Here is a 26,523-nt window from a genome sequence, read left to right on the forward strand (position 1 = left end):
TGCCTGGAGATCCCCATGATCAAGTCCCGTGCTGCCGTTGCCTTCGAGGCCAAGAAACCCCTGGAAATCGTCGAAGTGGACGTGGCCATGCCGAAGGCTGGCGAGGTGCTGCTGCGCGTTGTAGCCAGCGGTGTCTGCCATACCGATGCCTATACTCTGTCCGGCGCAGACCCTGAAGGTATCTTCCCGTCGATCCTCGGTCATGAAGGTGGCGCGATCGTCGAGGCGGTGGGCGAGGGCGTCACTTCGGTGGCGGTCGGTGACCACGTGATCCCGCTCTACACCCCCGAATGCGGCCAGTGCAAGTTCTGCCGCTCCGGCAAGACCAACCTGTGCCAGGCCATTCGTGCCACCCAGGGCAAGGGCCTGATGCCCGATGGCACCACGCGCTTCTCCTACAAGGGTCAGCAACTGTTCCACTACATGGGCACTTCGACCTTCTCCGAGTACACCGTACTGCCGGAAATCTCCGTGGCCAAGATCCAGAAGGAAGCCCCGCTGGAGAAGGTCTGCCTGCTCGGATGCGGCGTTACCACCGGCATCGGTGCCGTGTTGAATACGGCCAAGGTCAAGCCGGGTGACACCGTGGCCATCTTCGGCCTGGGTGGCATCGGCCTGTCGGCCGTGATCGGCGCGGTCAAGGCCAAGGCCTCGCGCATCATCGCCATCGACATCAACCCGGCCAAGTTCGAGATCGCTCGCCAGCTGGGCGCTACCGACTGCATCAACCCGAAAGACTACGACCGTCCGATCCAGGAAGTGATCGTCGACCTCACCGACGGTGGCGTGGACTTCTCCTTCGAGTGCATCGGCAACGTGCAACTGATGCGCGCGGCACTGGAATGCTGCCACAAGGGCTGGGGCGAGTCGGTGATCATCGGCGTCGCCGGTGCCGGCCAGGAAATCGCCACGCGCCCGTTCCAGTTGGTGACCGGCCGCGTCTGGCGCGGTTCGGCATTCGGTGGCGTGCGCGGCCGCAGCGAGCTGCCAAGCTACGTTGAAATGTCCGAGAAGGGCGAGATCCCGCTGGATACCTTCATCACCCACACCATGGGCCTGGAGGACATCAACAAGGCCTTCGACCTGATGCACGAAGGCAAGAGCATCCGCAGCGTCATCCACTTCTGAGGTCCGTCATGAGCCTGGATAACATTTCCTGCCAGAAGAGCTTCGGCGGCTGGCACAAGCGTTACCGGCATCACTCCAAGGTGCTGGGGTGCGACATGGTGTTCGCCGTCTACCTGCCGCCGCAGGCCGAACAGGGCGAAAAGCTGCCGGTGCTGTACTGGCTGAGCGGCCTGACCTGTACCGACGAGAACTTCATGCAGAAGGCCGGCGCCCACCGTCTGGCCGCAGAGCTTGGCCTGATCATCGTCGCCCCCGACACCAGCCCGCGGGGTGAGCAGGTGCCGGGCGACCCGGACGGAGCCTGGGACTTCGGCCTGGGCGCGGGCTTCTATCTCAATGCCACCCAGCAGCCCTGGGCCCAGCACTACCGCATGCATGACTATGTGGTGCAGGAGCTGCCAGCACTGATCGAAGCGCACTTCCCGGCGTCGGCTCAGCGCAGTATCAGCGGCCACTCCATGGGCGGGCACGGCGCGCTGGTGTGCGCCTTGCGCAACCCGGGGCGCTACCGCTCGATATCGGCGTTCTCGCCTATCAGCAACCCCATGGACTGCCCGTGGGGCGAGAAGGCGCTCAGCCGTTACCTGGGTGAAGACCGTACCCGCTGGCGCGAGTGGGATGCCAGCGTGCTGCTGGCCGAAACCCCGTCCGGCGAGTGCCCGCCATTGCTGGTGGACCAGGGGGATCGTGACGACTTCCTCGAGAAGCAGCTCAAGCCCGAAGCGCTGGAGCAGGCGGCACGCAGGGGGGGACATGAGCTGACCCTGCGCCTGCAGCCTGGCTACGACCACAGCTACTACTTCATCGCCAGCTTCATCGACGAACACCTGCGCCATCATGCGATGGCGTTGGGTCGCCTGTAACACCACGCTCGGTGTGGGAGCCGGCTTGCCGGCGATAGGCTGCGAAGCAGCCCCAATACAGCATAAAGCAGGTAGAATCACGCCCTGACTCAATCAGGGCGTTTTTCTATGCGTATTGGCCACGGCTACGATGTGCACCGTTTCTGCGACGGTGATTTCATTACCCTGGGTGGGGTGCGTATCCCCCACAAATACGGCCTCCTGGCCCATTCCGACGGCGACGTGCTGCTGCACGCCCTGAGCGATGCCTTGCTCGGCGCTGCGGCGCTGGGCGACATCGGCAAGCATTTTCCTGACACCGACCCGCAGTTCAAGGGCGCCGACAGCCGCGCACTGCTGCGTCATGTGGTCGGCATCGTCATGGCCAAGGGCTGGAAGATCGGCAACGTCGACGCCACCATCGTCGCCCAGGCGCCGAAGATGGCCCCGCATATCGAAACCATGCGCCAACTGATCGCCGACGACCTGCAGGTCGAACTCGACCAGGTCAACGTCAAGGCCACCACTACCGAGAAGCTTGGTTTCACCGGGCGCGAGGAGGGCATCGCCGTGCATTCGGTCGCCCTGCTGCTGCCAGCATGACCGAACAGGAACTGCTGGGCCCGCGCGCATCGGGTGAATCCCTTGGCACTGCGGTGCTCAAGGCTGTGGCGGAAGACTTCCAGGTCGACGAGGTGCTCGATATCCCGTTGTCCGGCCAGGGCGAGCACCTGTGGCTGTGGGTCGAGAAGCGCGACCTGAATACCGAAGAAGCCGCGCGTCGCCTGGCCCGTGCCGCTGGCGTGCCGGTGCGCTCGATCAGCTATGCCGGCCTCAAGGACCGCCAGGCCCTGACCCGCCAGTGGTTCAGTCTGCATCTGCCTGGCAAGGCCGACCCCGACGTGTCGCGTGCCGAGGACGAGACCCTGCGCGTACTCAAGCAGGTACGCCACCAGCGCAAGCTGCAACGCGGTGCCCATTCGGCTAACGGTTTTACCCTTCGCCTGACTGCACTGGCGGCTGACCGCCAGGCCCTGGATGCCCGGCTGGCGCTGCTCAAGCAACACGGCGTGCCGAACTATTTCGGCAGCCAGCGTTTCGGCCATGGCGGCGGCAACGTCCATGACGCCCAGGACTGGGCTGCGCGCAAGGCCCTGCCAGAGCAGCGCAACGTGCGCTCGCGGCTGCTTTCGGCGGCACGCAGCTATGTCTTCAACCAGGTGCTGGCGGCGCGTGTTGCCGATGGCAGCTGGCAGCATGCCCAGGTCGGCGACCTGCTGGCCTTCACTGATAGCCGCAGTTTCTTCCCCGCAGGCGAGCAGGAATGCTCCGATCCACGTCTGGCCATTCTCGACTTGCACCCGACCGGCCCGATGTGGGGCGAAGGGTCTTCGCCCGCGAATGGCGCCACGTCGGTGCTGGAATCGGCGATCGCCGAGCAGCATCCGGCACTGTGCCAATGGCTGGCCAATGCGGGCATGAGTCACGAACGGCGAATCCTGCGGCTCCCTATTGGCGGCCTTACGTGGCATTATCCCGAGCCTGATATCCTGCAACTGGAATTCGTCCTTCCGGCCGGATGCTTCGCCACCGTGGTGGTGCGCGAACTTGTCGATCTGGTGCCGGCAGGGCAGACGGACAGCCCATGCGTATTCTGATTTCGAATGACGACGGTGTTACGGCACCAGGCCTCGCCGCACTTCACGGTGCGCTGGCGGATTATGCCGAGTGCGTGGTGATCGCCCCGGATCAAGACAAGAGCGGCGCCGGCAGTTCGCTGACGCTGGACCGGCCACTGCACCCGCAGACCTTGGCCAACGGCTTCATCAGCCTCAATGGCACGCCCACCGACTGTGTGCACCTGGGGTTGAACGGCTTGTTGCCGGAAGCCCCGGACATGGTCGTCTCGGGCATCAACCTGGGCGCCAACCTGGGTGATGACGTGATCTATTCCGGCACGGTCGCTGCCGCGCTGGAAGGCCGTTTTCTCGGTGGCACGTCGCTGGCGTTCTCGCTGTTGTCGCGCCTGCCCGACAACCTCCCGACCGCGGCCTTCATCGCCCGTCGCCTGGTGGAGGCGCAGTCGCGCCTGGAGCTGCCACCGCGCACCGTGCTCAACGTCAACATTCCCAACTTGCCGCTTGAGCACATCCGGGGCATCCAGCTCACCCGCCTCGGTCACCGGGCGCGGGCGGCTGCGCCGACCAAGGTGGTCAACCCGCGCGGCAAGGAAGGGTACTGGATTGCCGTGGCCGGGGATGCCGAGGACGGCGGACCGGGCACCGACTTCCATGCGGTGATGCAAGGTTACGTGTCGATCACTCCACTGCAGCTGGATCGCACCTTCAATGATGCCTTCGAGCAGCTCGACGGTTGGCTGGAGGGCCTGCTCTGATGCGCGAACAGGACGATCTGCAGCGCCGGGGTATCGGCATGACCTCCCAGCGCACCCGGGAGCGTCTGATCCAGCGCCTGAGCGAGGAGGGGGTTTCCAACCCCAAGGTGCTCGATGCCATCCGCCGCACCCCGCGCCACCTGTTCGTCGACGAGGCGCTGGCCCATCGCGCCTACGAAGACACCGCATTGCCGATCGGACACAACCAGACCATCTCCCAGCCGTTCATGGTCGCGCACATGAGCGAGCTGCTGCTGGAGGCGGGGCCGCTGGACAAGGTGCTGGAGATTGGCACCGGCTCCGGCTACCAGACCGCTATCCTGGCCCAGTTGGTCGAGCGCGTCTTCTCGGTCGAACGGATCAAGGTCCTTCAGGACCGGGCCAAGGAGCGTCTGCTCGAGCTGAACTTGCGCAACGTGGTGTTTCGCTGGGGCGATGGTTGCGACGGCTGGCAGGCGCTGGCGCCCTACAATGGCATCATCGTCACTGCGGTGGCTGCGCAAGTGCCACAGGCGTTGCTCGACCAGCTGGCCCCAGGCGGTCGCATGGTAATTCCGGTGGGCCCGGCTGGCGAGGTGCAACAACTGATGCTGATCGTGCGTGAAGAGCAGGGCTTCTCGCGGCGGGTTCTGGGCGCAGTGCGCTTCGTGCCTTTGCTCAATGGTCCGCTGGCCTGACCCGGGCGGATTATTTCAAGCGGCGAAGAATTCTTGCCGTTTCGCCCTGTCTATCTGGCGAGGATCCCGATGCCGGAGAGCTGGTCGGGCCTTCACGGCCGTTCTCACATGAACGGTGTGCTCGGTTATAATTGCAACATTATTGCATTTCTGTCGTTCATTTTTCGGCACCATGAGGGGAGCGCGGGTGGGGCACACAGTCATTCTGCAGCGCAGGGATCAATCGGGTTTCAAGCTTCTGGCGATTGCTCTGGCCATCGGCACACTGCTGACAGGTTGCTCCAGCACCGGCTCGAGCGGTGCACGTGTGGTCGACCGCAGTAACAGCAATGCGGCGCCCAAGCGGCCAACCGTGACCTCAGGCCAGTACATCGTCAAGCCCGGCGATACCTTGTTCTCCATCGCCTTCCGCTATGGCTGGGATTACAAGGAGCTGGCCGCACGCAATGGTATCAGTGCGCCCTATACGATCCGTCCAGGCCAGCCGATCCGCTTCAACAGCACGTCGACCGGTAGCACCACAGTGGTGTCCAGCCCGTCCTCGTCGAGCAAGACCACCGTCATTCGTCGGCCTGTTACTGCGCCTATCACCCCGCCCGCCAGCGACGGAAAACCGACGCCAACAACGCCCACCACGCCTACTCCGGTAGTTACCCCGGTGCCCGCCGCAGAGCGCGCCGTAGGGGGTTGGACCTGGCCTGCCAATGGCGTGCTGATTGGTAAATTCGCTTCAAACGGTAGTTTGAATAAAGGCATTGATATCGCCGGTGATTTGGGACAGCCTGTTTTTGCTGCGTCTGATGGTGCGGTGGTCTACGCCGGGAGTGGTTTGAGGGGCTACGGCGAGCTGATCATCATCAAGCACAGCGATACCTACGTCAGTGCCTACGGTCATAACCGCAGGTTGTTGGTTCGGGAGGGGCAGCAGGTCAAGGCAGGGCAGTCGATTGCTGAAATGGGGTCTACGGGCACTGATCGGGTGAAGCTGCATTTCGAGATTCGCCGCCAGGGCAAACCCGTCGATCCACTCCAGTTCCTGCCACGTCGTTGACTGTTGTACCCGGCCTGTTCCTGTGATGTAGAGGGGACAGGCTCCAGCGTTGCCAGGGATACAGGCGCCGCTCGAGTCTGAGTTCGAACTCAGCAAAGGACTATAACAATGGCTCTCAGTAAAGAAGCGCCGGAGTTTGACATCGACGATGACGTCCTCCTCATGGAGACGGGTATCGTTTTGGAAACGGATGTGGTGTCAGACGAACCTGCTGTACCTTCGGTTCGGACCAGGGCCAAATCAGGCTCTTCGCTCAAACAGCATAAATATATCGATTACAGCCGGGCGCTCGATGCCACCCAGCTGTATCTCAACGAGATCGGCTTCTCGCCACTGCTTTCGCCGGAAGAGGAAGTGCACTTTGCGCGCTTGTCGCAAAAGGGCGATCCCGCTGGCCGCAAGCGCATGATCGAAAGCAACCTGCGCCTGGTTGTGAAAATTGCCCGTCGTTACGTCAATCGCGGCCTGTCGCTGCTCGACCTGATCGAGGAGGGCAACCTTGGGCTGATCCGTGCCGTGGAGAAGTTCGACCCGGAGCGCGGTTTCCGTTTCTCGACCTATGCGACCTGGTGGATTCGCCAGACCATCGAGCGGGCGATCATGAACCAGACCCGCACCATTCGCCTGCCGATCCACGTGGTCAAGGAGCTCAACGTCTACCTGCGCGCCGCGCGGGAGCTGACTCAGAAGCTCGACCACGAACCTTCGCCGGAAGAAATCGCGACCTTGCTGGAGAAGCCAGTTGCCGAGGTCAAGCGCATGCTCGGCCTCAACGAGCGAGTTTCTTCGGTAGATGTTTCGCTAGGGCCTGATTCCGACAAGACCCTGCTCGATACCCTGACCGACGATCGCCCGACCGACCCCTGCGAGCTGCTGCAAGACGACGACCTGTCGCAGAGCATCGACCAATGGCTGGGTGAGCTGACCGACAAGCAGCGCGAAGTGGTAGTGCGTCGCTTCGGCCTGCGCGGACATGAGAGCAGTACGCTGGAAGACGTAGGTCTGGAAATTGGCCTGACCCGCGAACGTGTGCGCCAGATCCAGGTAGAGGGGCTCAAGCGCCTGCGTGAGATTCTCGAAAAGAATGGCCTGTCCAGCGAGTCGCTGTTCCAGTAAATATCCAGGCAGTGAATGCAAAGCGCCCCGATGACCTCGGGGCGTTTTCGTTTGTGCCTTTCCTGTACGCCTGCTTCAGTGATTTCGAGTTTGCGCTGGGCATGAATACTGTGAAACGCGCTAGCGCTGAGGCATTGCGTGTAAGTCATTGCTTACGTTTGTTGTAAGCCATTCGCGCAAATAGCAGTAAATCATTGTCGTTTTCATATCCTTGAAATTCGCAACTTATTGAAAATAATGAAATTTATAGATATGTGGAAATGTGTCCCTTGTAATTTCCTGTGAGGTATCGCGGTTGCCTGCTCTGCGGAAGTCATTAGTATTCGAACTGTGCACACGGACATGCACAGGCTTTCAGGACGAAGGCCAAGGACATCGCAAGACGCGATTCATCAGGATGATGTCTGGGACAAGCAGGGACTACGGAAAAAATGTGGGCGGGTCAAACCGCCCCTTTTTTTGCCTGCGAAAAATGAAAAAAGGCCCATTGCGGGCCTTTTTCGTACCTGGAGCTATCAGCGCTCCAGATCGGCAATCTTGCCTGGCTTGCCATCCCACTCTTCAGCGTCAGGCAGGGCATCCTTGCGTTCGGTGATGTTCGGCCAGATCTCCGCCAGCTCGGCGTTGAGCTCGATGAAGTTTTCCATGCCTGCAGGCACTTCGTCTTCCGAGAAAATCGCCTGGGCCGGGCACTCAGGCTCGCACAGTGCACAGTCGATGCACTCGTCCGGGTGAATCACCAGGAAGTTCGGGCCTTCGTAGAAGCAGTCCACCGGACAGACTTCCACGCAGTCGGTGTATTTGCATTTGATGCAGTTGTCGGTGACGACGAAGGTCATTTCTAGTTTTCTCCTCAGGCGACGGCGGCGGCCCTTCCTCTCAGGGCCGCGCGGTTTACGGGTACATGGCTGCAGGCCAGGCTAATAACCTGCAGCACCAGCAAACCGCGGCGGATTCTACCAGCTTGTTGTGGGCGCCGTTATAACAGGTTTTTTAGTTGATATAGCGTTTCGATAGCTTGACGCGGGGTCATGTCGTCCAGGTCCAGCTTGCCCAGCTTCTCGATGGCCGGGTGAGGCAGACTGGCGAACAGGTCGCTCTGGTGCGGTGCTTGCGTCTCGCCCTTGGCTTTTCTGGCGACTGGCAGTTCATGCGGCAGGCTGCTGGTTTCCAGGCGGCCCAGGTGCTCACGCGCGCGCTGGATCACCGGCGATGGTACGCCTGCCAGTTGCGCCACTGCCAGACCGTAGCTCTGGCTGGCCGGGCCAGGCAGGACATGGTGCAGGAATACGATGCGCTCGTTGTGCTCCGTAGCGTTGAGGTGCACGTTGGCCACCAGGGGTTCGTTGTCCGGCAGAACGGTGAGCTCGAAGTAATGGGTGGCGAACAAGGTGTAGGCGCGTAATTGCGCCAGGCGCTCGGCTGCAGCCCAGGCCAGCGACAGGCCATCGAAGGTACTGGTGCCCCGGCCGACTTCGTCCATCAGCACCAGGCTGCGGTCGGTGGCGTTGTGCAGGATGTTGGCGGTTTCGCTCATTTCGACCATGAAGGTCGAGCGCCCGCCCGCCAGGTCGTCGCTGGAGCCGATGCGGGTGAAGATGCGGTCGACCAGCGACAGCTCGCAGCTGGCGGCCGGTACGAAGCTGCCGATATGGGCCATCAGCACGATCAGTGCGGTCTGGCGCATATAAGTGGATTTACCGCCCATGTTCGGGCCGGTGATGATCAGCATCCGCGTGCTGTTGTCCAGGCTCAGGTCGTTGGCCACGAACGGCGTGGTCAGTACCTGCTCGACGACCGGGTGGCGGCCCTGGTCGATGCGCAGGCAGGGCTCGTCGACGAAGCGTGGGCAGTTCAGGTCGAGGTTCAGCGCACGCTCGGCAAGGTTGCTCAGCACATCCAGTTCAGCCAGCGCCGCGGCGCTGTCCTGCAGCGGTGCGAGGTGGCTGATGAGGGTTTCCAGCAGCGCGTCATAGAGCATCTTTTCGCGGGCAAGGGCGCGGCTTTTGGCCGACAGGGCCTTGTCCTCGAACGCTTTGAGTTCAGGGGTGATGAAGCGCTCGGCACCCTTGAGCGTCTGCCGCCGAATGTAGTCGCCTGGCGCCTGTTCGGCCTGCTTGGTGGGCAGCTCGATGAAGTAGCCGTGCACACGGTTGTAGCCGACCTTCAGGTTGGCAAGGCCGGTGCGGGCCTTCTCGCGCGCTTCCAGGTCGATCAGGAACTGGCCGGCGTTCTCGCTGATCGCCAGCAAGTCGTCCAGCTCGTTGTCGTAGCCGGCCTTGAGCACGCCGCCATCGCGAATCACCGCCGGCGGGTTGTCGATGACCGCCCGCGCCAGCAGGCTGGCCAGCTCGGGGTAGGTGCCGGTGATGGCAGCCAGGCGGGCCAGGTGCGGGGCCTCGAGCTCGGCCATGGCGTTCTGCAGCTCAGGCAGGGCACCGAGGGCATCGCGCAGGCGCGCCAGGTCACGCGGGCGGGCATTGCGCAGGCCGATACGGGCAAGGATCCGCTCGATGTCGCCGATTTCCTTGAGCTGCGGCTGCAGTTTCTCGAAGCGGTAGCCATCGAGCAGGCAACGGATCGAATCCTGGCGTGCCTGCAGCACCTTGAGGTCGCGCAGCGGGCGGTTCAGCCAGCGCGTCAGCAGGCGACTGGCCATGGCGGTCTGGCAGCGATCGAGTACCGACTGCAAGGTGTTGTCCCGGCCGCCCGCCAGGTTGATGTCCAGCTCCAGGTTGCGGCGGCTGGCGCCGTCGAGGATCACCGTGTCATCGAGACGTTCGTGACGCAGGCTGCGCAGGTGGGGCAGGGCGGTGCGCTGGGTTTCCTTGGCGTAGGTCAGCAGACAGCCGGCAGCACCGATGGCCAGGGTCAGCTTGTCGCAGCCGAAGCCTTTGAGGTCCTTGGTCGCGAATTGCTGGCACAGGGCTTTGCGCGCCGAGTCGCGGTCGAAGTCCCAGGGCGCGCGCCGACGTGCGCCCGGCCGTTTCTCGGCGGGCAGGTCGCGAGGCCAGTCATCGGGAATCAGCAGCTCGACCGGGTTGAGGCGTTCGAGCTCGGCCAGCAGGTTCTCCCAGCCCTTGATCTCCTGAACGCTGAAGTTGCCGCTGGTGATGTCCAGCACCGCCAGGCCGAACAGGCGCTCGTCGCCCAGCAGCGCGGCGATCAGATTGTCGCGGCGTTCGTCCAGCAGCGCCTCGTCACTGACCGTGCCAGGCGTGATGATTCGCACCACCTGGCGTTCGACCGGGCCTTTGCTGGTGGCAGGGTCGCCAATCTGTTCGCAGATCACCACCGACTCGCCAAGCTTGACCAGCTTGGCCAGGTAGCCCTCGAGCGAATGGAATGGAATTCCGCACATGGGAATCGACTGGCCGGCCGACTGACCGCGCGCGGTCAGGGTGATATCCAGCAGTTTTGCGGCTTTTTTCGCATCTTCGTAGAAGATTTCGTAGAAGTCGCCCATGCGGTAGAACATCAGCTGGTCCGGGTGCTGGTTCTTCAGCTTCCAGTACTGCTGCATCATTGGTGTGTGTGCGGAAAGATCAGACATTCAGGGCCTTACAGCGGTCATCTGGTTGGCAATTTTGAAACCGGCAATGGTACAGGCTTTTTCACACAGATGCAGGCGCCGGCACAGCGCCGTGCGGCGGGCATCTGTGGTGATGCATCAGGTCCTCCAGTACAATGCTGCCCCTCGGCGAGCCCGCTCCAGCAGATGTGTAATGAACGTGCCAAGCAGCATTCCCTTCGTTAAGCAGCAACTGATCTACCTACTTTATGGCCAGCGCCGCATCTATCAGCTTGAAGCCAAGTTCAGCATTCTTACCGCGATAGCCCGCAGCAAGCCGGGCGAGTTGCCCGTGATCCGGGTGCTGACCGATCAACCGCAAGCTTTCGAGGGGTGGCCCGTAGAAGTGGTGGCGCTGGATGCGCAGTTGCTCGAAGAGTGGACTGGCACTGGCGGCTATATCCATCGGCGCAAGGCCTGTGCCATCGCCCATGCCTCCGGTTGGGCCGAGAAGACCGTCTTCATCGATACCGACACAGTATTCCTAGAAGCACCGAACAAGCTTTTCCGGCAGGTGGACGCTGAGCATTTCCTTGTGGATGAAGTCGAGATGAGCTGGGCCGAGGCATCGCAGAGTGCCTACTATGCAGGCTTTACCCGAAGCCTGGCGTTGTCCGGCGATGCGCCGGCCAACGACCTGAAGCTTTGCAACAGTGGTGTCTTGGGCTTTGCCCGCGAAAACGCCGCGATTGCCAAGCGGGCCATTGAGCGCATCGACGCCTGGACCGTGCACGCATCGTCCCTGCACACCATCGAACAGATTGCCTTCTCGTTCGAATTGCACGGCACGCCTATCAATCAAGCGCGTGGCGTGATCAGCCATTACTTCGCGACGAAGCAGTACATCCACGCCATTCTGGAAATTTTCTTCCGGCGCTGTGGCGACCGCTTTGAGCCGCGCATGTGTCAGCAAGCGCTCAAGGTGCCGATGCAGCGGGCAGTGCCTAACTGGCTGGGACGGCTTGCGGCGAAATGGCAGCTCAAGCGCGTACCGCCCGAATTGCGCGGCGTCGGTCGCAAGATGTTGTATGGCAGCGCCATCGGCGGCAACGAGTATCAACGCGCCTGCAAGGCAATCTGGTGGCGCTCGGCCATCGAGGACATGCGTCAACTCGACGCGCTCGATTGGTCAAGCGAATGGCCCGACGGATTGCCGCGGCTGGGGCGCCAGGACGAACGGGCGTTCAGCGCAATCGCTCGGGAAAGTCTGAAAGTCGGGTAATGCCTTCCGGCTCCTGATAGGGTATTTGACAGTTTCTGCCTGGAGCCTGTCATGGACCCGATCACTGTTCTTTCCACCCGCCTGGGCGAGCACCTGCGCCGCTTCAATGCCCAGGTGACCACCGCCGAATCCTGCACCGGCGGCGGCATCGCCGAGGCAATCACGCGTGTGTCCGGCAGTTCGGCCTGGTTCGAGGCCGGTTACGTCACTTACTCCAATAGCCAGAAAACCCGGCAGTTGAACGTGCCACAGGCGCTGTTCACCCAAGTCGGCGCTGTCAGCCAGGAAGTGGTCGAGGCCATGGTTCGTGGTGCCCGGGCCGCCAGCGGTGCGCGTTTTGCGGTGGCCGTCAGCGGCATCGCTGGCCCCGACGGTGGATCGGCCGCCAAACCGGTAGGCACCGTGTGGCTTGCCTGGGCCGACGGCGATCGTGTGTTCAGTGAGCGTCGCCACTTCGACGGTGATCGCGAAAGCGTGCGCCGACAGACGGTGATCGCCGCGCTAGACGGCTTGTTACAGCTTGGTGCGGAGTAATTCGACGACAGGGGTTTGCTCAAACGCTTGCCTGTGGAATAATACTGGCTACTTATACAGGTATTCCGGCCGTCAGGGCCAAGTCGAACACGTGAGGATTTCAATGGACGACAACAAGAAGCGCGCCTTGGCTGCGGCCCTGGGTCAGATCGAACGCCAATTCGGCAAAGGCGCTGTCATGCGCATGGGCGACCACGAGCGTCAGGGTATCCCGGCTATCTCCACCGGCTCGCTGGGCCTGGACATCGCGCTCGGCATCGGTGGCCTGCCAAAAGGCCGTATCGTCGAGATCTACGGTCCGGAGTCGTCGGGCAAGACCACCCTGACTCTGTCGGTCATCGCCGAAGCCCAGAAAAACGGCGCCACCTGCGCCTTCGTCGACGCCGAGCACGCACTCGACCCTGAATACGCCGGCAAGCTGGGCGTCAATGTCGACGACCTGCTGGTCTCGCAGCCGGACACCGGTGAACAGGCCCTGGAAATCACCGACATGCTGGTGCGCTCCAACGCGGTTGACGTGATCATCGTCGACTCCGTGGCCGCGCTGGTGCCGAAGGCCGAAATCGAAGGCGAGATGGGCGACATGCACGTCGGCCTGCAGGCCCGCCTGATGTCCCAGGCGCTGCGCAAGATCACCGGTAACATCAAGAACGCCAACTGCCTGGTCATCTTCATCAACCAGATCCGTATGAAGATCGGCGTGATGTTCGGCAGCCCGGAAACCACCACCGGTGGTAACGCCCTGAAGTTCTACGCCTCGGTGCGCCTGGACATTCGTCGTACCGGCGCGGTCAAGGAAGGCGACGAAGTGGTCGGCAGCGAAACCCGCGTCAAGATCGTCAAGAACAAGGTCTCGCCACCGTTCCGCCAGGCCGAATTCCAGATCCTTTACGGCAAGGGTATCTACCGTAACGGCGAAATCATTGACCTGGGTGTTTCTCAGGGGCTGGTGGAGAAATCCGGTGCCTGGTACAGCTATCAGGGCAACAAGATTGGCCAGGGCAAAGCCAACGCCGCCAAGTACCTGCATGAGAACCCGGCTATTGGTAGCGAGATCGAGAAGCAGATCCGCGAGAAGCTGCTCACCTCGGGTGTTGTTGCTGCCGAAGGCAAGGCCGCTGCTGTCGAAGCCGATGCCGACGACATGGCTGATGCCGACGCCGGTTATTGATCAGCGTTTGTAGAGCACCTGTATGTCCGTCGTACTCGACACCCCCGTCGCCGTCCGGCGGACAGCCATGGACCTGCTCGCGCGCCGCGAGCACGGTCGCGTAGAGCTGACGCGCAAACTGCGTCAGCGAGGCGCTACGGATGAACTGATCGAGCCTGAGCTCGATCGGCTCGCCGAAGAGGGGCTGCTCAGTGAAGCCCGCTATCTCGAGAGTTTCATTCGATACCGTTCCAATGCCGGCTATGGCCCCGCGCGCATTCGCGAGGAGCTGGGCCAGCGTGGCCTGAACCGTGGCGATATCGACCAGGCACTGCGCGACAGTGGCGTGGACTGGGCGGAGCGGTTACAGGAGGTCTGGCAGCGCAAGTTCGCCGGCCAGCACCCGCATGATCCCCGCAGCCGTGGCCAGCAGACCCGATTCCTCGCGTACCGTGGATTTCCCATGGACATGATCGGCCGCCTGCTCAGCGGCCGTGACTTGTATGACCTGTAGGAGCTGTCTTGTGTCGCGAAAGGGCTGCGCAGCGGCCCCAAACTATCAGCACCAACGCTGAAACCCTGGGGCCGCTACGCGGCCCTTTCGCGACACAAGGCCGCTCCTGCACCGGTGTACCTCAACTCACCTTCAACGCCTCCCGTGCCCGCTGCGTGGTATGCATTGGCTGTGGCTTTGCCCAGTTCTCCGGCAGATTGATGAAGTCGATCAGCTCACGCAGGCGTCCTTGATCACGGCCATTGAAGGCAAAGGTCAGGCGAGTGAGATGGCTGAAGTTACCCACTTCATGCTCCGCGCCACTGTCTGCCTGCTGGTGATATTTGCCACTCAGGCGCAGATCGGCGAAGGCTTCCTGAATTTCAGACAGTGCGGCATCGCTGAGCCGGTGGTGCATGCGAATCACGAACTGGTTCTTCAGCCAGCGGCTGGAGTGGTAGTTGCTGTAGAACTGGTTGATCTCTTCCACGGCTTCGTCGGCACTGTACACCAGGCGCAACAGCTTCAGGTCGCTGGGCAGGATGTAGCGGTTTTCCTGCAATTGGCGGCTGATGAAGTCCAGGCAGTCTCGCCAGAACGTGCCACCCGGTGAGTCCAGGAGTACTACGGGCACCAGTGGACTCTTGCCGGTCTGGATCAGCGTCAGCACTTCCAATGCTTCATCGAGGGTACCGAAACCGCCTGGGCAGAGCACCAGCCCATCGGCCTCCTTGACGAAGAACAGCTTGCGAATGAAAAAGAAGTGGAAGGGCAGCAGCTTGTCGGTCCCGTCGACCGTCGGGTTGGCATGCTGTTCGAAGGGCAGGGTGATGTTGAAACCGAGGCTGTGGTCGCTGCCAGCGCCTTCGTGGGCTGCGGCCATGATGCCGCCACCGGCGCCGGTGATGACCATCAGATCGGAGCGGGCCAGGGTAGCTCCAAGCTCGCGCGCCAATGCATACATCGGATGTTCCAGTGGGGTGCGCGCCGAGCCGAAAACGGTGACTTTGCGCCGTCCCTTGTAGCGTTGCAAGGTGCGGAAAGAATGGTCCAGTTCGCGAAGTGCCTGCAAGGTGATCTTGGCGCTCCAACGGTCACTGTCATCATGAGCCATGCGCAAGACGGTCAGCATCATGTCACGGTACAGCGCAAGGTTGGGGCTGTCGGGCGCGACCAATTGCAGTTGTTCGTCGATCTTGTTCAGGTCGATGCCGCTGTCCCTGAAGTGATTGAACAGATGCTCATTCGGTTGGTAAGGCATTCAACGTCTCCTTCTGCAGCAAAACCTCTGACCGAGCCGATGGCAGGGCTCGGCCGCGACACTGCGTGTGTCGCTGGCTGCGCTGGCTCGAGTATGCATCCCGAGCGTTGCAGTTGGCCTTCAGGCCGTGATGCAGGGTGTCAGTCCATCTTGTTGTTTTTTCGGTCTTCTCTATCAATCTAGACCTTCGCGCCACTTCGTGCAGCAAAGGATCTGCGGGCCATTCGTCGGAGCTTGGCCATCGGCGGCGCGAGTTTGGTTAACTGAAGAAGCGAAACGTTATTGATACAGGAGGTGACCCTATGCATCGCCTGGTCATCGAGGTGGAGCGCGAGCTCTATGAGCAACTGGAAAATGCCGCCCAGGATCATCATGTGAGCCTGGAGGAGGAGTGTCGCCGCAGGTTGGCTACCCTGGAGTGCCAGTCTCGCTATCTGCAGGCGCTGCTGGCGGAAATGCGCGCTGACGAAGAGCCGCAGCGCGCAGAAGGTGTGCAGGTTACCTGATCACTTCTTCTTGTTGCCGGCCGTGCAGCTGGCAGCATCGAACGCCTGGTCCATGACCGGTTGGTTGGTTTTGTAGACGGTGAAGCGGTAGACCATCACGGCGCCTTTGGACATCAGGTTACGGAAGCCACTGTTACGGCATACGCTGTCACCCAGCTGGCTGCGAACCTGGCCCGGGTTTTCCTGCATCCGCGCCGCGTGCTCCGCACGCACGCTCAGGTGGTTGATCAGTGCCTTGCCTTCGACGGTGTAGCCTTGGTCGAGAATGTCTTCATTGATGGCGCGTGGCGTGCCGACGCTGCTTTCCTTGGCGACTTTCTGCAGCACCTTGTTCAACTCGAACTCCTGCTTTGATGCTGCCTGGGCGGCGAGTGGCAGTGCGAGCAACAGGCTCAGGGTCGGGACGATAAGACGCAGCATGAATCTCTCCTGGTTCGATGACTGGCGCTTCGACACGCGCTGAGGGCTGGCGTTCCATGAAAAGCGCGCAGCGCTGCAGGCAAATGTCTGTCTGCCAAAGCACGGGATTATAAGGGCCACCCTGTCCTGCTGCACGGCAAATGACGCCCGCTCTGGTAGACTGGCGCTTTGTTCAATCCGAGTTTTCCCAGTGTTCAGTCAGATTCTTCGCAGAGGCTTGTCAGTATGAGCCATGCGGTAGCGCGCTTGCGTGCCGAACGCCTGGCGCGCAGCAACAAACCGTTCATCGCCCGCGGTTCAAGAGCTGAGCGGTGCCCTGCCTGCAGGGTCATCGCGAGCCATTGCCTGTGTGCCTGGAAGCCCCGGGTCCAGGCAGACTCAGGTGTTTGCCTGCTGATGCATGACACCGAGCCGCTGAAGCCGACCAATACCGGCTGGCTGATCGCCGACCTGATCGAAGACACCTCCGCCTTTGGCTGGTTGCGCACCACGGTGGACGAAGGTCTGCTGGCGTTGCTCGACGATCCTCGATGGCAGCCCTACATCGTCTTCCCTGGTGAATTCGTGGCCCAGGAGCGAGTGGTCAATGATGTTCAACGCCAGCCAGGCAAGCGCCCATTGTTCATCCTGCTCGATGCAACCTGGACCGAAGCGCGCAAGATGTTTCGCAAGAGCCCGTATCTGGATCGTTTTCCGGTGCTGAGCCTGCAGGCCGAGCAGATGTCCCGCTATCGCCTGCGTCGCTCCAAGCGCGACGATCATTTCTGTACGGCGGAAGTGGCTGCGATGTGCCTGGACCTGGCCGGCGACAGCCAGGCCTCCCAGGCCCTGGATGCCTACCTGGATGTGTTCAGCCTGCATTACCTCAGTGGCAAGCGCCGTCTGCCGCTGGATGATCAGGATGACATTCACCAGCGCTTGCATACCTTCCTATAGTCCAAGGGGCAGATGCCCCGGTTTGATTCATAATGACGGAGCTGGCAGCCAGGGTGGGCGAGACGGCAGGGCGAATGGCTTGACCACCCCCGGCCGTGCTCGGCATCCTTGGCGCCGATTCCCCGCCAGGCGCGATCACTCTCCCGTATGCGCCTGGCACAGAACAGGATCCATAGATCGATGGCCACTTACGAAATCCTGATAGCCGATGACCACCCGCTGTTTCGTAGCGCGCTGCGCCAGGCTGTCACCCTCGGCCTGGGCGCGGATGTGCGTCTGGTCGAGGTGGCGAGCATCGCCGAGCTTGAAACCCGCCTGAGCGAAAAGTCCGATTGGGACCTGGTGCTGCTGGACCTGAACATGCCGGGTGCCTATGGCTTCTCCGGACTGGTCCTGTTGCGCGGCCAGTATCCGCAGATCCCGGTGGTGATGGTTTCGGCGCAGGAGGAGGCTGCGGTGGTGGTCAAGTCTCGAGAATTCGGTGCCAGTGGTTTCATTCCCAAGTCCAGCGGCCTCGAAGTCATCCAGGACGCAGTGCGCAAAGTGCTCGACGGTGACGTCTGGTGGCCACCCCAGGCCTTCGAGAAAGTCGATGTTTCCGCTGAGGCCAAAGCCGCCAGCGAGGGTCTGGCCAGCCTCACGCCTCAACAGTTCCGCGTGCTGACCATGGTCTGCGAAGGCTTGTTGAACAAGCAGATCGCCTACGAGCTGAATGTGTCGGAAGCGACCATCAAGGCCCATGTGACCGCGATCTTCCGCAAGCTTGGCGTACGTACCCGGACACAGGCGGCGTTGCTGCTGCAACAACTTGAATCGGTTGCGAGCAACTGACAGCCTGCGCCTTCACGCTTTTTTGACCCTTGCCGGACTAGTCTTCTGGCCTTTTATCTGTGAAGTGAGACCCATGTCGCCATTCAAAGGCCAGACCGGCCTGAAACGCATCTTCAACGCCGCCGGCTACTCGCTGGACGGCTTGCGCGCCGCCTTCAAGGGTGAAGCCGCCTTCCGCCAGCTGGTACTGCTCAATGTCCTGCTGATTCCGATTGCATTCTGGTTGCCGGTCAGCCGTGCCGAGCGGGCAATCATGATCGCGGTGTGCCTGCTCGGCTTGATCGTCGAGCTGTTCAACTCTGCGGTGGAGGCGGCCATCGACCGCATCTCGCTGGAGCGCCACCCGTTGTCGAAAAACGCCAAGGACATGGGCAGTGCCGCGCAGCTGGTGGCGCTGACCATGGTCGCGCTGGTCTGGGGCGTGATCCTGCTTTAAGCGATTGGCGGCAACACGATTTCGTCACTTCGGGTAAAGCCTGCGGTGAAGTTGCGGCACAGCTCCAGAAACTCTCGCATGGCCGTGGTCTGGTATTTCTGTTTGTGCCAGATGAAATAGAACTGGCGCATCAAGTCCAGCTCCGGCGTTTCCACGGGCACCAGGCTGCCTCTGCGGAACGCGTCTCGCAGGGCCATGCGCGAGATGCAGCTGATGCCTAGCCCCGACTCCACGGCCCGCTTGATCGCTTCGGTGTGTTCCAGCTCCAGGCGAATGTTCAGGTTGGCGCGATGGTGGCGCATGGCCTGGTCGAAGGTCAGGCGCGTCCCTGAGCCTTGCTCGCGCAAGATCCAGGCTTCATGGGACAGGCTTTCGACGTCGGCACGTCCCAGCTTGGCCAGCGGGTGCTGTGGCGCACAGAACACCACCAGCTCGTCTTCGACCCAGGGTTGTACCTCAAGGTCCGGGTGGTTGCAGTCACCTTCGATTAGACCCAGATCAATTTCGTACTGCGCGACCTGATGCACGATATGTGCGGTGTTCTGTACATGCAGCTTCACTTGGCTTTCCGGGTGCACTTTCATGAAGCTGCCGATCAACAGGGTGGCCAGGTAATTGCCAATGGTCAGGGTGGCGCCGACCGCCAGTGAGCCGAAACCCGTCTTGCCGTTGAGCAAGTCTTCGATTTCCTTGGCCTGGTCGAGCAATGCCACTGCCTGGGGCAGCAGCTGATGGCCGAGCGCATTGAGGGCCAGGCGCTTGCCGGCACGGTCGAACAATTGGCAGCTCGATTGCCGCTCGAGTTCGGTGATCGAGGTACTGGCTGCCGATTGTGACAGCGCCAGCACACTGGCGGCCCTCGAGACGCTTTGATGCTGGGCCACGGCAACGAAGACTTGAAGCTGACGAAGTGTAAATCGCATATCGATATAACCGATAACACATATCTTGATAATTCAGTTAACAGATATTGTGGCTGCCCCTAAACTATCGCGCAACTGCGCGTCTTGCGCGCTGCGTTTTTCTTCAGGAGCCCCATAGATGAGCAACATGAACCACGAACGTGTCCTCAGTGTGCATCACTGGAATGACACCCTGTTCAGCTTCAAGTGCACCCGCGATCCGGGCTTGCGCTTCGAGAACGGTCAGTTCGTGATGATCGGCCTGCAACAGGACAATGGCCGTCCGCTCATGCGCGCCTATTCCATCGCGTCGCCAAACTGGGAAGAGCACCTGGAATTCTTCAGCATCAAGGTACCGGACGGTCCGCTGACCTCGCAGCTGCAGCACCTGAAGGAAGGCGACGAGATCATCATCAGCAAGAAGCCTACCGGCACCCTGGTGCTCGATGACCTGAACCCGGGCAAGCACCTGTACCTGCTGAGCACCGGCACTGGCCTGGCGCCGTTCATGAGCGTCATCCAGGACCCGGAAACCTACGAGCGTTTCGAGAAGGTGATCCTGGTGCACGGCGTGCGCTACGTGAACGAAGTGGCCTACCGCGAGTTCATTACCGAGCACCTGCCGCAGAACGAGTTCTTCGGTGAGGCGGTACGCGACAAGCTGATCTACTACCCGACCGTCACCCGTGAGCCGTTCGAGAACCAGGGCCGGCTGACCGACCTGATGCGCAGCGGCAAGCTGTTCAGCGATATCGGCCTGCCGCCGATCAATCCGCAGAACGACCGTGCGATGATCTGCGGTAGCCCGAGCATGCTCGACGAGACCAGCGAAGTGCTCGACAGCTTCGGCCTGAAGATCTCGGCGCGTATGCGCGAACCAGGTGACTACCTGATCGAGCGCGCATTCGTCGAGAAGTAGGGCGAACGCGGCAATAAAAAACGCAGGCCTCGGCCTGCGTTTTTTATTGCCTGAATCCCGGCTTCAGCTGTCGAGCGTTACTTCCAGTACGCGAATCGTGCCGGCCTGGGGGTACTGCCACCTGACCTGTACATCCCAGAACTTCACCCCATAAACCCGCTCCGGCGCTGGTACCTGGTAGGCCGGTCGGGGGTCCTGGGCCAGGCACTGATCGATCAGCTCCACCAGCGGCTCGCCAAGGCGCAATGCGTGTGCCTTGGCCTGCGACAGGGCGCTGTCGCTCCATTGCACGGCAATTGCCTGTGGCGCCGCACTGGCCATCAGGTTGCGGGCTTCCGGGATGCTGTCGGCATAGGGCACATAAGGCTTGATATCGATGACTGGCGTGCCGTCGAGCAGGTCGATCCCGGACAGCAGCAGCCGGCCTGGTTCCACACCTTCCAGCCGCACTACCGACTGACCGATGCCGTTCGGCCGGTGGGTCGCCCGGGTCGCGAACACCCCCATGCTCTTGTTGCCACCCAGGCGCGGTGGGCGCACTTTCAGGCGTGGCTTGTCTTCCAGAGCCTGATGAAACAGAAACAGCAACCAGACGTGGCTGACCTGCTCGAGGCCTTCCACCGCATCACCCTGGTCGAATGGCGGCAGCAGCTCCAGTACCCCGCGCGCCGCGGGTGCCAGCTGCGGCTGGCGCGGGATGGCGAACTTTTCCTTGAAACAGGAATGCACGATGCCAACGGGCGTAACCGTATGCTGCATGGTCACTCAGCCGCGCACGCGCAGGGTCAGGCCCTTGAGGAAGTTGCGCAGCAACTGGTCGCCGCACGGACGGTAGTTGTCATGGCCGACCTTGCGGAACAGTGCGCTGAGTTCAGGCTTGGACACCGGGAAATTGACCGTCTTGAGGATCGCGTGAAGGTCTTCTTCCTTGAGCTCGAAGGCCACCCGCAGTTTTTTGAGGATGGTGTTGTTGGTCACCGGCAGCTCGACCGGTTGCGGCGTACGGCTGTCGTCCTTGCCGCGGCGGTGGATCACCAGGCCGTCGAGAAAGTGCGCCATGACCCGCTCTGGGCAGCGCACAAAGCCTGCCTCGTCTTCTTTCTTCAGGTAGGTGGCGAGCACCACCGGATTTACCTCGAGGCCGGACAGCGCGATGATTTCGGCCATCTTGGCGTCGTTCACCTTGAGCATGTAGCGCAAGCTGCGCAGGACATCGTTGTGGTTCATTGCTGCAGAATCCTGTTCAGAAGCCGCGCCTGGGCGCGGCGTATTGCTTAAAAACGTTCGGTGCCGGCCAGGTAGCGCCATTGCCCCAAGGGCAGCTTGCCCATCGGCACGCCACCCAGGCGGATACGGCGCATGCTGCGCACCTCCAGGCGCAGGTAGGCGCACAGCTCGGAGATCTGCCCGGGTTGCGGGTTCTTCAAGGCCAGACGCAGGTGAGTTTCGTTCTGCCAGCTGGCCTTGGCCTTGGGCAGCTCCCGGTCATTGCGGGTTGCTCCGCGCGCCAGCCTTTCCAACGCTTGCGGCGTGGTTTCGCCACGGACTTCGATGATGTATTCCTGCTCCAGCTTGCGCAGGTCGGCCTCGATCTTGCGGGTTACCCGCCAGTCCTGGGTGAATACCTGCAGGCCGCTGGCTCCGCGTTCCAGTGGTGCCACGCAGGACAGGCGGGCAAAGTGCCCATGCAGCGGTCGCACGCCTTCGCGGTGGAATTCGCTGAGGGTGTCAAGGGTGATGCCGGCGCGGGCCGTTTCGCTGTCGACCCCGGCCTGCTGGTTGAGCAGCAAGGTCACAGGCTCAAGGGTTTCGGCCTTGGCGCCGGGCAACAGTTCGATGCGCTGGTTGTCCACCTTGAACTGCGGTTGCTCGACGACGATGCCATCAACCGTGACCCAGCCCCCTTCGATATACAGCTCGGCCTCGCGGCGGGAGCAGCCGAGTTGCTCGATGAGGCGTTTGGACAGGCGGATGGGTTCGGACATGGGGCGGTTCGCAAGGCAGGGAAAGACCTACATTGTACCTGCCCATGGCCGGTTGATGATGGGAATCTGTGTCAAATGCGCCATTTCGCAAACATGGCACGGCTTCCTAAGGCGCAATCCTAGGAGGTGGCACGAATCAGCTTCATGTGGAGCAGGGGATAAGGCTGCCCCAGGCCGTCGGTTTCCGAGCGGCCAATCACTTCGAAGCCTTCGTGCAGGTAGAAGCCCAAGGCCTGTGGGTTCTGCTCGTTGACGTCCAGGGTTTCGGCATTCAGTTCGGCGATGGCGTAGCGCAACAGCCGCTTGCCAACGCCGCGGCCACGATAGGCCGGGGCGACGAACAGCATGTCGACACGCCCGTTGGCGACGCCGGCGAAGCCGCAGATGCGCTGGCGATCCTTGCAGCAGATGAGCATCACGGCGTCGAGGTACCGGCGCAGCACCTGATCACGCAACAGCAGTATGTAGGCATCGGGCATGAAATCGTGGGTCGCGCGTACCGAGTCTTCCCAGACCTGAACCAGCTCCGGGTAATCGTTCAGGTGCGGGGTTTGCAGCGTCAGTGCCGAATGCATGCCGATCAATCCTCTGTGGCTCCTTGAGAAAAGATAGATGCAAAGAAAAGCCCCGCCAACAGGCGGGGCTTGGTCATGTGCGCAAGCCTCAGACAGGCTCGGCCCACATGTCGTATTCGTCGGCATCGACCACTCGGCAACGGACTTTGTCACCTGGCTTGAAGCCATGGTTGCCATCGATGAACACGCTGCCGTCGATCTCGGGAGCGTCGAAGAAGCTGCGGCCCACCGAGCCCTGCTCCTCGACTTCGTCGATCAGCACTTCGATTTCCTTGCCGATGCGCAGTTGCAGGCGCGCGGCGCTGATGGCCTGCTGGTGGGCCATGAAGCGGTCCCAGCGCTCCTGCTTGACGTCGTCCGGCACTTCGTCCAGGCCCAGGTCGTTGGCTGGCGCACCCTCGACAGGCGAGTACTGGAAGCAGCCGACACGGTCGAGCTGGGCTTCGGTCAGCCAGTCCAGCAGGTACTGGAAGTCTTCTTCGGTCTCGCCCGGGAAGCCGACGATGAAGGTCGAGCGGATCACCAGCTCAGGGCACTGCTCGCGCCAGCTCTTGATGCGCGCCAGGGTGCGATCTTCGAAGGCCGGGCGTTTCATCGACTTCAGGACCTTGGGACTGGCGTGCTGGAACGGGATGTCCAGGTAAGGCAGGATCTTGCCAGCCGCCATCAGCGGGATCACATCGTCGACGTTCGGGTACGGGTACACGTAGTGCAGGCGTACCCAGGCTCCCAGGCTGCTCAGCGCTTCGCACAGCTCGAGCATGCGGGTCTTGACCGGGCGACCGTTCCAGAAGTCGGTCTTGTACTTGACGTCGACGCCGTAGGCGCTGGTGTCCTGGGAAATCACCAGGATCTCCTTGACGCCTGCCTTGACCAGGCGCTCGGCTTCGCTCAGCACTTCGCCGACCGGGCGGCTGACCAGCTTGCCGCGCATCGACGGGATGATGCAGAAGCTGCAGCTGTGGTTGCAGCCTTCGGAAATCTTCAGGTAGGCATAGTGGCGCGGGGTCAGCTTGACGCCTTGCGGCGGCACCAGGTCGATCAGCGGGTTGTGGTCCTGGCGGGGCGGCACCACTTCATGCACGGCGTTGACCACCTGCTCGTACTGCTGCGGGCCGCTGACCGACAGCACGCTCGGGTGCACGTCGCGGATGTTGCCTTCTTCGACACCCATGCAGCCGGTGACGATGACCTTGCCGTTTTCCTTGATCGCTTCGCCGATCACTTCCAGCGATTCGGCCTTGGCGCTGTCGATGAAGCCGCAGGTGTTGACCACCACCACATCGGCGTCTTCGTAGGTGGGCACGACTTCATAGCCTTCCATGCGCAGCTGGGTAAGGATGCGCTCGGAATCGACCAAAGCCTTCGGGCAGCCCAGGCTGACGAATCCGACCTTAGGGGTGGCGGGAGTGGTGGACATGACTAACCTCGGTATTGAATGCAGATCGCCCGGCCGGTGGCAGGGCGGTCCTGACGGGCGCTGTGGGCGCCTCTGATCAAAAAGTGCGCAATTCTAGCGAGCGCAAGGTCGCTTGACCAGCACAAAAGCGACGAACGCTGCGCTATGCTTCGCGCCGTTGCGTCGAGGCAGCTGTGATGCCTTGGCGTGGGGTGGGTTTCTATCGGCCGTTGGGGCCGTTCGCGGGAGTGGTCGATGGTTCAAGCAAGCAGTCACGCCGAGGGTGGGCACGGGGCGACACGCTCGATCAGCCTGCTGGTGGCAGCTGTTGGGGTGGTCTATGGGGATATCGGTACCAGCCCGTTGTATACCCTCAAGGAAGTCTTTACCGGCGGTTATGGGGTGCCGGTCAACCACGATGGCGTGCTGGGGATCCTGTCGCTGATCCTCTGGTCGCTGCTGTGGGTGGTGTCGTTCAAGTACGTGATGTTCATCCTGCGCGCCGACAACCAGGGTGAAGGCGGCACCATGGCCCTGATCGCGCTGGCGCGGCGGGCCACGGCTGCCTACCCGCGGCTGCGCGCGCTGATGGTCATCTGCGGGTTGATCGGCGCCTCGCTGTTCTACGGCGACAGCATGATCACGCCGGCCGTGTCGGTGTTGTCGGCGGTGGAAGGCATGGGCCTGGCGTTCGATGGCATCGACCATTGGGTGGTGCCGATCTCGCTGGTGGTGCTGGTGGCGCTGTTCCTGGTGCAAAAGCATGGCACGGAGAAGATCGGCAAGCTGTTCGGCCCGATCATGGTTGTCTGGTTCGTGGTGCTGGGGGCGTTGGGGGTGCACGGTATCTCGCAGAGCCCGGAAGTGCTCAAGGCATTCAACCCGGGTTGGGCGGTCAACTTCTTCGTGGTCCACCCCGGCATGGGCGTGGCCATTCTTGGCGCAGTGGTGCTGGCGCTGACCGGTGCCGAGGCGCTGTACGCCGACATGGGCCATTTCGGCCGCAAGCCGATCGCCCGCGCCTGGTTCGCCCTGGTGCTGCCGGCCTTGGTGCTGAACTACTTCGGCCAGGGTGCGATCCTGCTGCAGAACCCTGATGCCGCACGCAACCCGTTCTACCTGCTGGCGCCGGGCTGGGCCTTGCTGCCGCTGGTAGGCCTGGCGACCATGGCCACGGTGATTGCCTCGCAGGCGGTGATTTCGGGAGCGTTCTCCCTGACCCGCCAGGCCATCCAGCTCGGTTACATCCCGCGCATGCAGATCCAGCACACCTCCAGCGACGAGCAGGGGCAGATCTACATCGGTGCGGTGAACTGGACGTTGATGGTCGCGGTGGTACTGCTGGTGATCGGTTTCGAGTCGTCCGGCGCCCTGGCCGCGGCCTATGGCGTGGCGGTAACCGGCACCATGCTGATGACCACGATTCTGGTGTCTTCGGTGATGCTGCTGTTGTGGAAGTGGCCGCCGATAGTGGCGGTGCCGATCTTGCTGGGCTTCCTGTTCGTCGACGGGCTGTTCTTTGCCGCCAACGTACCGAAGATCGTCCAGGGCGGCGCCTTCCCGGTGCTGGCAGGGGGCGTGCTGTTCCTGCTGATGAGTACCTGGAAGCGTGGCAAGCAGATCCTGGTCGACCGCATCGACGAAGGCGGATTGCCGCTGCCGGTGTTCATCAGCAGCATTCGCGTGCAGCCGCCACACCGGGTCGAAGGCACTGCCGTGTTCCTCACTGCGCGCCCCGACGCCGTGCCCCATGCGCTGTTGCACAACATGTTGCACAACCAGGTGCTGCATAGCCAGGTCGTGTTGCTGACAGTGGTCACCGAAGATCGGCCGCGGGTGCCGGAGCAGGAGCGTTTCGAGGTGGAGGCCTATGGCGACGGCTTCTTCCGGGTGCTGCTGCACTTTGGTTTCGTCGACGAACCGGATGTACCGGCGGCGCTGAAGCTGTGCCACCTGGAGGAGCTGGATTTCAGCCCGATGCGCACCACCTATTTCCTGAGCCGGGAAACCGTGATCGCGTCGCGTCTGGAGGGGATGTCGCGTTGGCGCGGCAACCTGTTCGCGTTCCTGCTGAAGAATGCCAACGGCAACCTGCGCTTCTTCAACCTGCCGCTCAATCGGGTGATCGAGCTGGGGACGCAGGTCGAGATCTGAGTCAGGCCTGGGGCGCGCAG

At 62.0% G+C, this 26,523-nt stretch carries 28 protein-coding genes; 18 read left to right on the forward strand and 10 right to left on the reverse strand.

The genetic code is table 11. The features are described 5' to 3' along the window. Positions 1–15 precede the first annotated feature (15 nt). The 8 genes from PPL01S_RS02465 to rpoS all read left to right on the forward strand — a co-directional run bounded on the left by PPL01S_RS02465 (position 16) and on the right by rpoS (position 7,209). Complete coding sequence (locus tag PPL01S_RS02465) at positions 16–1,128, forward strand: S-(hydroxymethyl)glutathione dehydrogenase/class III alcohol dehydrogenase (protein WP_016392290.1); 1,113 nt, start codon at positions 16–18, stop codon at positions 1,126–1,128. 8 nt (positions 1,129–1,136) lie between these two features. After that, positions 1,137–1,991 carry an S-formylglutathione hydrolase gene (gene fghA, locus PPL01S_RS02470; protein WP_028625240.1) on the forward strand — a complete coding sequence of 285 codons (855 nt, stop codon included), beginning with the start codon at positions 1,137–1,139 and terminating at the stop codon, positions 1,989–1,991. Between the two features lie 108 nt (positions 1,992–2,099). After that, the gene (gene ispF, locus PPL01S_RS02475) at positions 2,100–2,573 is read left to right on the forward strand and encodes a 2-C-methyl-D-erythritol 2,4-cyclodiphosphate synthase (RefSeq protein WP_016392288.1); all 474 of its coding nucleotides are present in this window, start codon (positions 2,100–2,102) and stop codon (positions 2,571–2,573) included. Beyond that, complete coding sequence (gene truD, locus PPL01S_RS02480) at positions 2,570–3,628, forward strand: tRNA pseudouridine(13) synthase TruD (RefSeq protein WP_028625241.1); 1,059 nt, start codon at positions 2,570–2,572, stop codon at positions 3,626–3,628. Before ispF ends, truD begins: the two co-directional genes overlap by 4 nt. Further along, the gene (gene surE / locus PPL01S_RS02485; protein ID WP_016392286.1) at positions 3,616–4,365 is read left to right on the forward strand and encodes a 5'/3'-nucleotidase SurE; all 750 of its coding nucleotides are present in this window, start codon (positions 3,616–3,618) and stop codon (positions 4,363–4,365) included. The genes truD and surE overlap by 13 nt, the downstream gene beginning before the upstream one ends. A gap of 38 nt (positions 4,366–4,403) precedes the next feature. Continuing rightward, on the forward strand, positions 4,404–5,042 hold the full coding sequence (locus PPL01S_RS02490) for a protein-L-isoaspartate(D-aspartate) O-methyltransferase (protein WP_162176847.1): 639 nt from the start codon (positions 4,404–4,406) through the stop codon (positions 5,040–5,042). Between the two features lie 187 nt (positions 5,043–5,229). Beyond that, on the forward strand, positions 5,230–6,093 hold the full coding sequence (locus PPL01S_RS02495; RefSeq protein ID WP_016392284.1) for a peptidoglycan DD-metalloendopeptidase family protein: 864 nt from the start codon (positions 5,230–5,232) through the stop codon (positions 6,091–6,093). Positions 6,094–6,201: 108 nt separating this feature from the next. Then, entirely contained in the window at positions 6,202–7,209 is a 1,008-nt protein-coding gene (gene rpoS, locus PPL01S_RS02500; protein WP_016392283.1) for an RNA polymerase sigma factor RpoS, read from the forward strand. Positions 7,210–7,724: 515 nt separating this feature from the next. Here rpoS and fdxA read toward each other — a convergent pair. Together fdxA and mutS are read right to left on the reverse strand one after the other, a co-directional pair. Further along, entirely contained in the window at positions 7,725–8,048 is a 324-nt protein-coding gene (gene fdxA / locus PPL01S_RS02505) for a ferredoxin FdxA (RefSeq protein ID WP_016392282.1), read from the reverse strand. A gap of 140 nt (positions 8,049–8,188) precedes the next feature. Then, on the reverse strand, positions 8,189–10,762 hold the full coding sequence (gene mutS, locus PPL01S_RS02510) for a DNA mismatch repair protein MutS (protein ID WP_016392281.1): 2,574 nt from the start codon (positions 10,760–10,762) through the stop codon (positions 8,189–8,191). Between the two features lie 172 nt (positions 10,763–10,934). Between mutS and PPL01S_RS02515 the strand changes: the two genes are divergently transcribed. From PPL01S_RS02515 to recX, 4 genes are all read left to right on the forward strand, one after another. After that, entirely contained in the window at positions 10,935–12,002 is a 1,068-nt protein-coding gene (locus PPL01S_RS02515) for a hypothetical protein (protein ID WP_016392280.1), read from the forward strand. A 51-nt stretch (positions 12,003–12,053) separates the two neighbouring features. Then, positions 12,054–12,536, forward strand: a complete 483-nt coding sequence (locus PPL01S_RS02520; RefSeq protein ID WP_016392279.1) for a CinA family protein — start codon at positions 12,054–12,056, stop codon at positions 12,534–12,536. A gap of 103 nt (positions 12,537–12,639) precedes the next feature. Next, on the forward strand, positions 12,640–13,707 hold the full coding sequence (gene recA, locus PPL01S_RS02525) for a recombinase RecA (RefSeq protein ID WP_016392278.1): 1,068 nt from the start codon (positions 12,640–12,642) through the stop codon (positions 13,705–13,707). Positions 13,708–13,729: 22 nt separating this feature from the next. Further along, positions 13,730–14,200: a recombination regulator RecX gene (gene recX / locus PPL01S_RS02530; protein WP_016392277.1), complete on the forward strand. Its 471-nt coding sequence runs from the start codon at positions 13,730–13,732 to the stop codon at positions 14,198–14,200. A gap of 121 nt (positions 14,201–14,321) precedes the next feature. Here the strand turns inward: recX and PPL01S_RS02535 are convergent, their stop codons facing one another. Beyond that, entirely contained in the window at positions 14,322–15,440 is a 1,119-nt protein-coding gene (locus PPL01S_RS02535) for an LOG family protein (RefSeq protein WP_028625242.1), read from the reverse strand. A 302-nt stretch (positions 15,441–15,742) separates the two neighbouring features. Here PPL01S_RS02535 and PPL01S_RS02540 point away from each other — a divergent pair, with 302 nt between their 5' ends. Further along, entirely contained in the window at positions 15,743–15,946 is a 204-nt protein-coding gene (locus PPL01S_RS02540) for a hypothetical protein (RefSeq protein WP_016392275.1), read from the forward strand. Here PPL01S_RS02540 and PPL01S_RS02545 read toward each other — a convergent pair whose 3' ends face one another. After that, positions 15,947–16,366, reverse strand: coding sequence for a quorum-sensing-regulated virulence factor family protein (locus PPL01S_RS02545; RefSeq protein ID WP_016392274.1), 420 nt, complete (start codon positions 16,364–16,366; stop codon positions 15,947–15,949). Between the two features lie 225 nt (positions 16,367–16,591). Here PPL01S_RS02545 and PPL01S_RS02550 point away from each other — a divergent pair, with 225 nt between their 5' ends. The 3 genes from PPL01S_RS02550 (at position 16,592) to PPL01S_RS02560 (ending at position 18,569) form a co-directional block, all read left to right on the forward strand. Continuing rightward, a complete protein-coding gene (locus PPL01S_RS02550; RefSeq protein ID WP_016392273.1) occupies positions 16,592–17,302 on the forward strand; it encodes a tRNA-uridine aminocarboxypropyltransferase in 711 nt (236 codons plus the stop codon). 180 nt (positions 17,303–17,482) lie between these two features. After that, positions 17,483–18,133: a response regulator transcription factor ErdR gene (gene erdR / locus PPL01S_RS02555; RefSeq protein WP_016392272.1), complete on the forward strand. Its 651-nt coding sequence runs from the start codon at positions 17,483–17,485 to the stop codon at positions 18,131–18,133. Between the two features lie 73 nt (positions 18,134–18,206). Further along, a complete protein-coding gene (locus PPL01S_RS02560) occupies positions 18,207–18,569 on the forward strand; it encodes a diacylglycerol kinase (protein ID WP_008094698.1) in 363 nt (120 codons plus the stop codon). Here the strand turns inward: PPL01S_RS02560 and finR are convergent. Next, entirely contained in the window at positions 18,566–19,492 is a 927-nt protein-coding gene (gene finR / locus PPL01S_RS02565) for a LysR family transcriptional regulator FinR (RefSeq protein WP_016392271.1), read from the reverse strand. The two genes, PPL01S_RS02560 and finR, sit on opposite strands and share 4 nt — an antisense overlap. A gap of 118 nt (positions 19,493–19,610) precedes the next feature. Here finR and fpr point away from each other — a divergent pair, with 118 nt between their 5' ends. Beyond that, positions 19,611–20,390 (forward strand): ferredoxin-NADP reductase, encoded by a 780-nt coding sequence (gene fpr / locus PPL01S_RS02570; protein ID WP_028625243.1) that lies wholly within the window; start codon positions 19,611–19,613, stop codon positions 20,388–20,390. A gap of 63 nt (positions 20,391–20,453) precedes the next feature. Here fpr and tsaA read toward each other — a convergent pair whose 3' ends face one another. The 5 genes from tsaA to rimO all read right to left on the reverse strand — a co-directional run bounded on the left by tsaA (position 20,454) and on the right by rimO (position 24,370). Then, a complete protein-coding gene (gene tsaA / locus PPL01S_RS02575) occupies positions 20,454–21,149 on the reverse strand; it encodes a tRNA (N6-threonylcarbamoyladenosine(37)-N6)-methyltransferase TrmO (protein WP_016392270.1) in 696 nt (231 codons plus the stop codon). Between the two features lie 6 nt (positions 21,150–21,155). Then, positions 21,156–21,617 carry a YehS family protein gene (locus PPL01S_RS02580; protein ID WP_016392269.1) on the reverse strand — a complete coding sequence of 154 codons (462 nt, stop codon included), beginning with the start codon at positions 21,615–21,617 and terminating at the stop codon, positions 21,156–21,158. Positions 21,618–21,664: 47 nt separating this feature from the next. Beyond that, on the reverse strand, positions 21,665–22,375 hold the full coding sequence (locus PPL01S_RS02585; protein WP_028625244.1) for an rRNA pseudouridine synthase: 711 nt from the start codon (positions 22,373–22,375) through the stop codon (positions 21,665–21,667). Positions 22,376–22,494: 119 nt separating this feature from the next. Beyond that, on the reverse strand, positions 22,495–22,950 hold the full coding sequence (locus PPL01S_RS02590) for a GNAT family N-acetyltransferase (protein WP_028625245.1): 456 nt from the start codon (positions 22,948–22,950) through the stop codon (positions 22,495–22,497). An 88-nt stretch (positions 22,951–23,038) separates the two neighbouring features. Continuing rightward, positions 23,039–24,370, reverse strand: coding sequence for a 30S ribosomal protein S12 methylthiotransferase RimO (gene rimO, locus PPL01S_RS02595; protein WP_016392266.1), 1,332 nt, complete (start codon positions 24,368–24,370; stop codon positions 23,039–23,041). Positions 24,371–24,604: 234 nt separating this feature from the next. Between rimO and PPL01S_RS02600 the strand changes: the two genes are divergently transcribed. Then, positions 24,605–26,503: a potassium transporter Kup gene (locus PPL01S_RS02600; protein ID WP_016392265.1), complete on the forward strand. Its 1,899-nt coding sequence runs from the start codon at positions 24,605–24,607 to the stop codon at positions 26,501–26,503. Positions 26,504–26,523 lie beyond the last annotated feature (20 nt).

The organism is Pseudomonas plecoglossicida NBRC 103162 = DSM 15088 (assembly GCF_000730665.1).
GTDB lineage: Bacteria > Pseudomonadota > Gammaproteobacteria > Pseudomonadales > Pseudomonadaceae > Aquipseudomonas > Aquipseudomonas plecoglossicida.